Source organism: Pseudoalteromonas sp. SR43-2, assembly GCF_014163885.1.
GTDB lineage: Bacteria > Pseudomonadota > Gammaproteobacteria > Enterobacterales > Alteromonadaceae > Pseudoalteromonas > Pseudoalteromonas distincta.
In genome coordinates this window covers 1-11,323 of record NZ_JACJED010000037.1, presented here as the reverse complement: position 1 = coordinate 11,323, position 11,323 = coordinate 1, and the positions used below count along the sequence as shown (strand labels likewise).

Genomic DNA, 11,323 nt, shown 5'->3' with positions numbered 1-11,323 from the left:
TGTCCCGTCCTAAAATACGTTGACGGTTTTAAATGAAGGCCAGTAGCTTTTGCTCCTGGCTTTTTTTGTGCACTTGGTTTGGTGTTTTCATTCCTAAACTCAAATGCGGCCTAAATTCATTGTATATCAATATTGATTCATCGACGAGCTGCTTTAACTCTTCTAGGTTTTGACATTTATAGAGTAAGAATTCCTGCTTCAATATGCCGTTAACACGCTCCGCCAGTGCATTTTGATAGCAGTCATAGCCATCGGTCATTGATGGAATAATGCCATTTTCATTAAGCTTTACTTGATATATCTGCGAGCAATACTGCAATCCTCTATCTGAATGATGAATCGTACTACATTGATACTGACGATTATTGATTGTCATATCTAATGCCTTAACAACATCTGTCGCCTTCATTTCATCACTGAGTTCATAACCCATAATTTTGCGACTATAAGCATCAGTTACTAGCGATAGATAGTGAACACCTTGCGCTGATTGAACGTAAGTTATATCACTGACAAAAAACTCTTCAGGACTCGATGGTTGCACATCTTTTAGCAAGTTAGGATGCTTTTTCATCCAATGTTTACTAAAAGTAGTTTTAGTGTAACTACGCTTAGGTTTAACCAATAAACGTTCATTTTTCAAATAACTAAAAAAAGCGTCTCGACCTAAACTTATGCCTCGCTCTATGAATTTGGGTTTAAGTAAAAAATACAACTTTCTTCCACCTAAGCGTGGCATAAAACGTCGTATTTCCAATACCATCGCTTTAACTGGTGCTAGTTCAATAGCACGTGATTTGGCCCTGGTCTCTCGTTGATATATCGCTTGTCTCGTTATACCAAGCAGCATGCAAGCACGTTCTAAGCTAACTATTTTTTGCTTTTGAAGGCTTCTTGCTCCTTGGCAATATACTTTTTTCGAAGGCTTGTCCCATGCTCAGCGTCAAGAATATTAACCACTTCATTGAGTAACAGGTTACGTAAATGCTCATCTTCAAGCTCTCGTTCGAGGCGTTTGATTTTTTGAGCGGGACTTTCTTTGGCTTTAGGTGAGGTAGGCATAGTTATCCTAGGTGATTGAGTCCACTCCATCTTACCGTGTTTTCTTAACCAAGTAAGCACGGTTGAACGACCTTGTATGCCATAAATTTTTTGGGCTTGTTTATAAGTCATATCGCCTTTTTCTACAGCGTCGACAACTTGTAATTTAAAGCCTAATGAATAATCTCGTTGTGTTCGTTTGATCGGTGTATTATTTGACTTGGTCATAATAAGTCCTATATGTGTAAACATATTTCAGGACGAGACAGTATAATCAAAAAAGGCTGCACAATGCAGCCTTTTTTATTTTACAGTAAGATTATGAATCTAACTTGTATAAACGTAAATATAATTAACCTACGTTTTTACGTGCGTTACGGAACATACGCATCCACGGGCTATCCTCGAGCCACTCATCTGGGTGCCAAGAGTTGGCAACGCTTCTGAATACACGTTCTGGATGCGGCATCATTACAGTGGCACGACCATCAGTTGACGTAATACCGGTAATACCTTCTGGAGAACCATTAGGGTTAGCTGGGTACTGCGTTGTAGGGTTACCGTAGTTATCTACAAACTTAACCGCTACAGTGCCGCTATTAAGCGCCGCTTTAGTGGCTGCATCGTTTGCAAACTCAGCATGACCTTCACCATGAGAAACCGCTATAGGCATACGCGATCCAGCCATTCCATTAAAGAATACAGACGGATTCTCTTGTATTTCTACTAAACTAAAGCGTGCTTCAAAACGCTCTGATTTATTAGTTACAAAGCGCGGCCAATGTTCAGTACCAGGGATCAACTCTTTTAACGTTGATAACATTTGGCAACCGTTACATACACCTAAGCTGAAAGTATCTTCACGGTGGAAAAAGTTTTGGAATTGATCGCGTGCCATGTCGTTAAACAAAATAGACTTAGCCCAACCTTCACCTGCACCAAGTACGTCACCGTATGAGAAACCACCACAGGCCACTAAACCTTTAAATTGCTCTAGTGTTAAACGACCTTCTAAAATGTCGCTCATGTGTACATCAACGGCTGCAAAACCTGCGCGATTAAACGCTGCCGCCATTTCTAAATGAGAGTTAACACCCTGCTCACGTAAAATAGCCATTTGCGGTTTAGCACCGGTTGCAATGTATGGTGCAGCTATATCTTCGTTTAAATCAAAGTTAAGTTTTACGTTTAAGCCTGGATCTTTTGCATCAAATTTAGCATCAAACTCTTGCTTAGCACACTCAGGGTTATCACGGCGCGCTTGCATTTGATACGTTGTTTCAGCCCAAATAGTACGAAGCTCAGTACGCGTATGATTAAGTACCGTACTTTCGCCACGGTTAAACATAATCGTATCGTCACTGTTAAGCGTGCCAATATTGTGACTAATGGCTGCTATACCATGTTGTTCAAACACCGCATTTACTGCATCTAAATCAGCATTTGCAACTTGAATTACCGCACCTAGCTCTTCGTTATAAAGCACTTCAATGTCAGAACCTGTTAAAGCTGCTAAATCAACCGTTACACCGGTATGACCCGTAAACGCCATTTCAGCTACTGTGGTAAATAAACCACCGTCTGAGCGGTCATGATAAGCAAGTAACTTACTATCAGCCACAAGTGCTTGCATTGCGTTATAGAAGCCTTTTAATAACTCAGGGCTATCAACATCAGGGGTTACATCACCTAATTGCTTATAAACTTGTGCAAGGCTTGATGCGCCCATGCGGTTTTTACCCGCACCTAAATCAACTAATATAAGCGATGTATCGCCTTTATCTGTGCGCAGTTGTGGCGTTACTGTTTTGCGTACGTCGTCAACACGACCAAATGCAGTTATAACCAGTGAAAGCGGCGATGTTACTGACTTCTCTTGTGAGTCACCTTCATCTTTCCATGTCGTTTTCATCGACATAGAATCTTTACCCACTGGAATAGTTAAACCAAGCGCAGGGCAAAGCTCTTCGCCTACGGCTTTAACAGCTTCATATAAACCAGCATCTTCACCTGGGTGACCCGCTGCTGCCATCCAGTTTGCCGATAACTTAATGTTTTCAAGGCTACCAATATTTGCACAAGCAATATTAGTTAACGACTCTGCCACAGCTAAACGAGCAGATGCACCGTAATTAAGTAATGCAGCCGGAGTACGCTCACCGAGTGACATAGCTTCACCGTGGTAAGTGTCATACGTTGCCGCAGTTACAGCACAGTTAGCAACAGGTACTTGCCAAGGACCAACCATTTGGTCGCGTGCTACTAAACCCGTAACTGAGCGATCGCCGATTGTTATTAAGAATGTTTTTTCTGCAATGGTAGGTAAACGCATTAAGCGCTGCGCTGCATCTGCTGCATTTATTGATGTGATATCAAGCGCCTTGCCAACAACTTGCTTTGACGTTACATCGCGGTGCATTTTAGGTGCTTTACCTAATAATACGTCCAGCGGCAAATCAACAGGGTTATTTTCAAAGTGGCTGTCTGACACTGTTAAGTGAGGTTCCGCTGTTGCTTCACCAATAACAGCGTACTGGGCACGTTCGCGCTTACAAATTGCTTCAAAGCGGTCAAAGTCCTCTACGCCAACAGCGAGTACATAACGCTCTTGTGATTCATTACACCAAATTTCGTGTGGTGCCATGCCTGGCTCATCGTTAGGGATGCTACGTAATTGAAACTTACCACCACGTCCGCCATCATTAACAAGCTCAGGAAACGCGTTAGATAAACCACCGGCACCTACATCATGGATGAATGCAATTGGGTTTTCGTCACCAAGCTGCCAACATTTATCGATAACTTCTTGGCAACGACGTTCCATTTCTGGGTTTTCGCGCTGTACTGAAGCAAAGTCTAAATCTTCGTTTGACTGACCAGAGGCCATACTTGATGCAGCACCACCGCCTAAACCAATGTTCATTGCAGGTCCGCCTAGCGCAATTAACTTAGCGCCAACAGGAATATCGCCTTTTTGAACATGATCAGAGCGAATATTGCCTAAACCACCGGCAAGCATAATTGGTTTATGGTAACCACGCACTTCTTCACCATTATGGCTTGTTACTTTTTCTTCGTAAGTACGGAAATAGCCTAACAAGTTAGGACGACCAAACTCATTATTAAATGCAGCGCCACCTAGTGGACCTTCTGTCATTATATCAAGTGCGTTTACAATACGACCCGGCTTACCAAAATCGCTTTCCCACGGTTGCTCGTAACCTGGAATACGTAAATTTGATACAGTAAAGCCAACTAAGCCTGCTTTTGGCTTAGAGCCACGACCAGTTGCGCCTTCATCGCGAATCTCACCACCAGAACCTGTAGCAGCACCTGAGAATGGCGCAATAGCTGTTGGGTGGTTATGAGTTTCAACTTTCATTAGTATTTCAATGTCTTCTTGATGATACGCATATTCACCTTGCGCATTTGGGAAGAAGCGACCCGCTTTTGAGCCTTTCATTACTGCCGCGTTATCTTTATACGCCGACAATACATTTTCAGGATTTAGCTCAAACGTATTTTTAATCATTTTAAACAGCGATTTTGGCTGCTCTTTACCATCGATTGTCCAGTCAGCATTAAATATTTTATGGCGACAATGCTCTGAGTTCGCTTGTGCAAACATAAACAATTCGATGTCGTTAGGGTTACGTCCTAACTTTGTAAAATTTTCTACTAAATAGTCTATTTCGTCATCAGCAAGCGCAAAGCCTTGCTCAACATTGGCTGTTGCTAGTGCTTCGCGTCCACCACCTAAAATATCGACAGACGACATTTGGCGTGGGGCATCACTGCGAAACAGCTGAGCCGCATCTTCAAGTTCATTGTGTGTGGCTTCAGTCATGCGGTCGTGCAATAACGCAGTTACTTGTGCAAGTTGTTCTGCGTTTAAATCACCTTCAACATAATAAGCAATACCGCGTTCAACACGGTGAACCTGCTTTAAACCACAGTTGTGGGCGATGTCGGTAGCTTTAGATGCCCAAGGTGAAATGGTACCTGGGCGAGGTGTAACAAGTACAAGTTTGCCAGCTGGGGTATGCTCAGCAATAGTTGGACCGTAAGTTAATAGTTTTTCAAGCTTGGTTTGCTCAGAGCTACTCAACGGCGATGTTAAATCGGCAAAGTGAGCATACTCGGCGTATACGTTAGTGACTGGAAGTTGCGATTGTTGGCAACGCGCTAAAATTTTATTAACTCTGAACTCTGAAAGTGCTGGTGCACCACGAAGGATCAACATAGGTAATTTCATCCGGGGTTAGGGATTGAACGATATTTTAGGCACGCATTATAGTCCAATTAGCATTCAGATTTAACTCAAAATTACGCTTTTCATAAAATTAACTTTTTAGCTTTATTTATAGCCTCTTTTGGTTAATAAAATAAAAGGTAAAGTGACGCGATGGCTTAGTTTTGCTATAACGGTGGCTGGCGAGCTTAAGGGGCACTCAATGTTCAAAGAAAAACTAATAATAATCATTACTTTAGTTATGCTGTTATGTGCATGTGATATGCAAGAGCAGCCAACTCAACTCGCCCAAATAAAAGAGCAAAACAAAATACGTGTGGGTACACTTGCAAGTGCTAGTAATTATTATCAAGCCGTTCAAGGTGAACAAGGCTTTGAATATGAGCTATCTCAAGCATTTGCTGAATATTTAGGTGTAGAGCTTGAAATAGTGCCATTTTTTAACTTATCCGATATGTTTGAACGCCTTGAAAGCGGTGATTTAGATTTAATTGCCTCAGGACTTACCTATAATAAAACCCGTGCAAAGCAATACCGCTATGGGCCAACTTACAGAACAATCAGCCAAAAGTTAGTTTATAAGCAAGGACGTGTTCGTCCTCGAGAGTTTGCCGACTTAGATGGCAACTTTACTGTTATCGCTAAAAGTAGTCATTCGCTTACTCTGCAAAAAATGAAAAAAAACAATCCAGATCTTACTTGGATAGAAAGCGAAGAGTTTGATGAAGAAGAACTACTTCAAGCAGTTATTGATGGCGAGATAGATTACACACTCGCTGATACACATACGCTATCGTTATTTCGCCGTTATCATCCAAATTTAAGTATCGGTTTTTCTGTTAGTCATAACGACCCGATTGCATGGATACTTAATAAATCAAAAGATGATTCTTTATATTCCTTATTAGTGCCATTTTTTGGCGATATAAAACAGAGTAATCAGCTCTACGTACTTGAAGAAAAATACTTTGGCCACGTGCGCCAATTTAACTATGTAAATACCCTTGCTTATATCGAAGCTATCAAAGAAACCTTACCAACATACCAACCATGGTTTGAACAATATGCTGGTAGCCTTGATTGGCGTTTATTAGCGGCACTTAGCTATCAAGAATCTATGTGGAATCCTCGCGCTAAATCGCCAACAGGCGTTCGCGGTATTATGATGCTAACCCGCAGTACAGCAAAACAAGTAGGTGTTACCAACCGCTTAGAGCCAGAGCAAAATATTCGCGGTGGTGGTAAGTATTTAAGTAAACTGATTAAGCGTATTCCTGATAGAATTCCTCAACCTGATAGAACATGGCTTGCACTAGCGGCTTACAATGTAGGTTGGGGGCACGTTAACGACGCGCGTATAATTACCGAGCAGCAAGGCGCAAGCCCTGATAAATGGGCTGATGTAAAAAAACGCTTACCGCTGTTAATTAAAAAGCGCTATTACCGTAAAACTCGCTATGGTTATGCGCGTGGCGATGTAGCGGTTAAATATGTTGATAATATTCGTCGCTATTACGATGCACTTGTTTGGCTAGATGAGAATAATGCTATTGCTGTAGAACCTGAACCAGAACCAATCACAGAGCAGAGCACTGATACCGAGCCAAAGCTAAATGAAAAAAGTAACAAAGATGAAGCGCAAACAGAAAAACAACAGCCTATAATTGAGCCCGAACAACCGAGTGAAAACAATAACTAAGATTTGTATAGGTATCAGTTTTTTGAGTAAGCCAGTAAGCAAAATTTAAGTAAATTAAATATCTGTTTACTTGTCATCAAATGATCACTAATGTGTATTACTTGTATATTATTATTTTATAAGATATACCCTGCGCCTTTCTCACTCTTGCATTAGGAGAAAACATGCTAAAACGTAGACGCACACAAAAATTAAAACGCAATGTGATTTATTCAACAGCCACACGTCGTCGTGTTATGCTAAGAAAACTGCACAAAAAAATCATCTGGCGCCGCCGAATGTTTGCTATGCAGCAAATGGCTGAAACAGAAATAGAGCCAATCGCTAGTTAACTTTAGCTAGGTTTATTTATTTGTTCATCACGAGCAGCTTTCTTAGCTGCTTTAATTTGCGCTCTTCTACGCTTAAAAAAATTCGAAATAGTATCACCGCATTGCTGTGCCAAAACACCACCGCACACCTCAACTTGATGATTTAACTTAGGCTCTTGTAATAAGTTCATAATTGAACCTGCAGACCCTGTTTTAGCATCGAGGGCACCAAATACTAAACGCTTTATTCTGCTATGCACCAACAGTCCTGCACACATAGAGCAAGGCTCTAACGTTACATATAGCGTGCAATCAATTAAGCGATAATTATTAAGTACTTTTCCAGCTTCTCTTACTGCAATCATTTCGGCATGAGCAGATGGATCGTTATCCGTTATTGAGCGGTTGTACCCCACTGAAATTAGCTGGTTATCTTTTACTACAATTGCTCCAACCGGAATTTCATCAAGCAACTCTGCTTGCTTTGCATACAAAAGCGCTTGCTCCATCCAGTAGGAATCATTAAATGGCTCGTTCATTCTTTCTACTTAAATAACTTTTTATGCTGTAATTATACCTAGTTAGCACCCTAAAGTGCGTCATTCATTACTTTATTGCAAAAATAAAACGATATTTACCTGTTTGTAATGGCTCACTCGTGTGGATTTACGCTATAATCTCACGCTTTTTTTATTTAGCTCACAACACGGGTAGCAAATGAAATTTCCTGGACGCCGCAGGCATAAACATTATTTTCCAGTGGAAGCCAAAGATCCACTTACCAATCAACTTAACGCAACAGAGCGATTACAACGTAGCTATATTACGGGTATCGACCAGATCGTTGTTGATATAGAGGCAAAAGTTGATCAAGCTTTCCTTGACGAATTTCAACTACGTAGAGGTATGTCACAAGTTATTGATAGCGACATAACGAACGCCTTATACGATCGTTTAAAATTAAACGATATGGTTGATTTTGAGTTTGCCGGTGGGACCATTGGTAACACTATGCACAACTACTCTGTACTTGCAGATGATCGCTCAGTTTTATTAGGCGTAATGAGCGAAAATATAAAAATAGGTAGCTATGCTTACCGCTTTTTATGTAATACCTCAAGCCGTGTAGATTTAAACTATCTTCAACCAGTAGATGGGCCTATAGGTCGTTGCTTTACATTAATTGATGAAACCGGTGAGCGTACTTTTGCAATAAGTGCGGGCCTAATGAATCACTTACGTCCTGAATCTATCGATAAAAACCTTATTGAAAATTCATCAGCATTAGTGATCAGTGCCTACCTCATGCGTACGCAAGGTAGTGAAACGATGACTGAAGCAACTATGCAAGCGGTAAAATACGCTAATGATGCAGGTGTGCCAGTTGTTCTTACACTCGGAACTAAATTCTTAATTGAACAAGACCCGACCTGGTGGGCAAACTTTGTTGAAAAGCATGTTGATATTCTTGCTATGAACGAAGAAGAAGGGTTAGCTATTACAGGTTTTGAAGACCCTCTTCTAGCTGCAGATAAAGCACTTGATTGGGTAGATTTGGTAATTTGCACCGCTGGCGAAAAAGGCTTATTTATGGCCGGCTACGTAGACGAAAGCTTAAAGCGTGAAACCGAGTATCCGTTATTACCAGGAGCAATACCTGATTTTAATCGATACGAATTTTCACGTGCTATGCGTAAAACCCAGTGTGATGAGCCTATCAGAGCATATAGTCATACAGCCCCATTTATGGGTGGACCTGACTCAATCAAAAACACCAATGGTGCAGGCGATTGTGCTTTAGCGGCTGTGCTACATGACTTATCAGCAAATGTTTATCATAAACTTAATGTGGCAAACTCAGCTAAGCATCAGCAACAAGCTATTACTTACTCATCACTATCGCAAATTAGTAAATATGCTAATCGAGCTAGTTATGAAGTGTTGGTTCAGCACTCTCCTCGTTTATCTCGCGGTTTACCAGAACGCGAAGACTGCTTAGAACAGGTTTATTGGGAACAATAATAACGGTGGGAGCAATCATTGCTCCCTATCAACTTCCTAAAAAATAGAAATATCGAGCTTTTTAGATAGCAGTTCCAGGGCTGCAATTCCTGCAACCGAATTACCAAACGAATTAAGTCCCGGAGAATAAACAGCTACCGTAAACTTATTTGGTAACACGGCTAAAATAGTCCCTGACACTCCCGATTTACCTGGCATACCTACTCTGTAACCAAAATCCCCCGCAGCATCGTATAAGCCACTGGTAAATAATAGCGAATTAAGCTGCTTATTTTGACGGCTACTTAAAACACGATCGCCCGATCGATTATCAACACCTTTATTTGCTAAAAAATTATAAGCTTTGGCTAATTCAATACAGTTGAGCTCAATAGAACAAAAGTTAAAGTAAGACCATAAAACATCATCGACTTCATTTTCGAAATTACCAAACGACTTCATTAAATGTGCCATAGCCGCATTACGATGCCTAAATTCATACTCAGAATTAGCGACTTTTTTATCAATCACTATCCCTCTATTACCAGCTAACAACCTAAAGGTCTCGAGCATAGAGTGCATTGGTGCAGATAAGCGGCTGTATAACGCATCACACGTTACAATTGCGCCTGCATTTATGAAAGGGTTACGAGGAATCCCTTTTTCAAACTCAAGCTGTGTAAGCGAATTAAAGGCAGTACCTGAAGGCTCCTTTCCAACTCGATGCCAAAGTTCATCACCATAACGTTGCAGTGCCATAGTAAGTGTCATAACTTTTGAAACAGACTGAATGGTAAAACGTTGAGAGCAATCCCCCGCACATACAGTTTTACCATCAGTTGTATAAATAGCGATAGAAAATTGCTCAGGATCGACCTCTGCAAGGGCCGGTATATAATCAGCTACTTTTCCTTGTGATAATAAAGGGCGTACTTCATGTGCTATTTCATCAAGCACCTTTTGGTAATCAGCTGTAGGCAAACTAGACCTCTATATCATCATTCATAAAAATTGGATTTTAGCACGCGCGAATAGACGCAACTAGTTTTGTTGTTGAATTTAAAGGGGGATGTTTTTCTTAATTTTAAAAAGCAAAAAAAACGTCACATTGCTGTAACGGGTTTCTCTTAATTAAATCCTAGTAATGTCGTACTGCCCACAGCGGTAGAGAGTCACATAGCAAATGCTACACTATCTTTGTGTCGGGGCGTCCTTCTGCGGGGCTCGCCTTAGAACTATTTTATTTCGCCACTGAGTTCGGCATGGACTATTTACAAAATTCAAAAAAGCAAAAAACCCGTCACATTACTGTAACGGGTTTCTCTTAATTAAATCCTGGTAATGTCGTAGTGCCACAGCGGTGGAGAGGCACATAGCAAATGCTACACTATCTTTGTGTCGGGGCGTCCTCCTGCGGGGCTCGCCTTAGAACTATTTTATTTCGCCAAGGAGTTCGGCATGGACTATTTACAAAATTCAAAAAAGCAAAAAAACCGTCACATTACTGCAACGGGTTTCTCTTAATTAAATCCTGGTAATGTCGTAGTGCCACAGCGGTGGAGAGGCACATAGCAAATGCTACACTATCTTTGTGTCGGGGCGTCCTTCTGCAGGGCTCGCTTTAGAACTACTTTATTTCGCCACTGAGTTCGGCATGGACTATTTACAAAATTCCAAAAAGCAAAAAACCCGTCACATTACTGTAACGGGTTTCTCTTAATTAAATCCTGGTAATGTCCTACTTTCACATAGCAAATGCTACACTATCATCGGCGCTGTTTCGTTTCACTACTGAGTTCGGCATGGGATCAGGTGGGTCCAAAACGCTATTGTCACCAAGAAAATTCTTTTCAATTTTCTTATTTTAATTATTAAGGTTAAAGTCCTTCGACTGAATTTGAAGCCTGGTAATGTCCTACTTTCACATAGCAAATGCTACACTATCATCGGCGCTGTTTCGTTTCACTACTGAGTTCGGCATGGAGTCAGGTGGGTCCAAAACGCTATTGTCACCAAGCA

At 41.1% G+C, this 11,323-nt stretch carries 7 protein-coding genes and 2 rRNA genes; 3 read left to right on the top strand and 6 right to left on the bottom strand.

Translation table 11 applies throughout. The annotated features are described in order from the left end of the window. Nucleotides 1–28 precede the first annotated feature (28 nt). Both H5120_RS19870 and purL read right to left on the bottom strand, forming a co-directional pair. A protein-coding gene (locus tag H5120_RS19870) for an IS3 family transposase (RefSeq protein WP_182675864.1) occupies nucleotides 29–1,269 on the bottom strand; the annotation gives its coding sequence in 2 pieces (ribosomal slippage) (nucleotides 29–900 and nucleotides 900–1,269; 1,242 coding nt in all). A gap of 124 nt (nucleotides 1,270–1,393) precedes the next feature. Continuing rightward, nucleotides 1,394–5,284, bottom strand: coding sequence for a phosphoribosylformylglycinamidine synthase (purL, locus tag H5120_RS19865; protein WP_182675863.1), 3,891 nt, complete (start codon nucleotides 5,282–5,284; stop codon nucleotides 1,394–1,396). A gap of 211 nt (nucleotides 5,285–5,495) precedes the next feature. On the opposite strand from purL, the gene mltF reads away from it, so the two are divergent. Beyond that, entirely contained in the window at nucleotides 5,496–6,992 is a 1,497-nt protein-coding gene (gene mltF / locus H5120_RS19860) for a membrane-bound lytic murein transglycosylase MltF (protein WP_182675862.1), read from the top strand. Between the two features lie 164 nt (nucleotides 6,993–7,156). Then, nucleotides 7,157–7,324 (top strand): hypothetical protein, encoded by a 168-nt coding sequence (locus H5120_RS19855; protein ID WP_002961076.1) that lies wholly within the window; start codon nucleotides 7,157–7,159, stop codon nucleotides 7,322–7,324. A 2-nt stretch (nucleotides 7,325–7,326) separates the two neighbouring features. On the opposite strand, the gene tadA is transcribed toward H5120_RS19855, so the two are convergent. Next, complete coding sequence (tadA, locus tag H5120_RS19850) at nucleotides 7,327–7,842, bottom strand: tRNA adenosine(34) deaminase TadA (RefSeq protein WP_182675861.1); 516 nt, start codon at nucleotides 7,840–7,842, stop codon at nucleotides 7,327–7,329. 178 nt (nucleotides 7,843–8,020) lie between these two features. Between tadA and H5120_RS19845 the strand changes: the two genes are divergently transcribed. Further along, nucleotides 8,021–9,325: an inosine/guanosine kinase gene (locus tag H5120_RS19845; RefSeq protein ID WP_024597413.1), complete on the top strand. Its 1,305-nt coding sequence runs from the start codon at nucleotides 8,021–8,023 to the stop codon at nucleotides 9,323–9,325. Between the two features lie 36 nt (nucleotides 9,326–9,361). Here the strand turns inward: H5120_RS19845 and glsB are convergent, their stop codons facing one another. From glsB to rrf (H5120_RS19830), 3 genes are all read right to left on the bottom strand, one after another. After that, entirely contained in the window at nucleotides 9,362–10,285 is a 924-nt protein-coding gene (gene glsB, locus H5120_RS19840) for a glutaminase B (RefSeq protein ID WP_002961081.1), read from the bottom strand. A 744-nt stretch (nucleotides 10,286–11,029) separates the two neighbouring features. Beyond that, a 5S ribosomal RNA gene (gene rrf / locus H5120_RS19835) occupies nucleotides 11,030–11,144 on the bottom strand. 62 nt (nucleotides 11,145–11,206) lie between these two features. Then, nucleotides 11,207–11,321 (bottom strand): 5S ribosomal RNA (gene rrf, locus H5120_RS19830). Nucleotides 11,322–11,323 lie beyond the last annotated feature (2 nt).

Coding starts and splice junctions, on each gene's coding strand:
- purL (WP_182675863.1), bottom strand. CDS start 5,284: ATGTTGATCCTTCGTGGTGCACCAGCACTTTCAGAGTTCAGAGTTAAT.
- mltF (WP_182675862.1), top strand. CDS start 5,496: ATGTTCAAAGAAAAACTAATAATAATCATTACTTTAGTTATGCTGTTA.
- H5120_RS19855 (WP_002961076.1), top strand. CDS start 7,157: ATGCTAAAACGTAGACGCACACAAAAATTAAAACGCAATGTGATTTAT.
- tadA (WP_182675861.1), bottom strand. CDS start 7,842: ATGAACGAGCCATTTAATGATTCCTACTGGATGGAGCAAGCGCTTTTG.
- H5120_RS19845 (WP_024597413.1), top strand. CDS start 8,021: ATGAAATTTCCTGGACGCCGCAGGCATAAACATTATTTTCCAGTGGAA.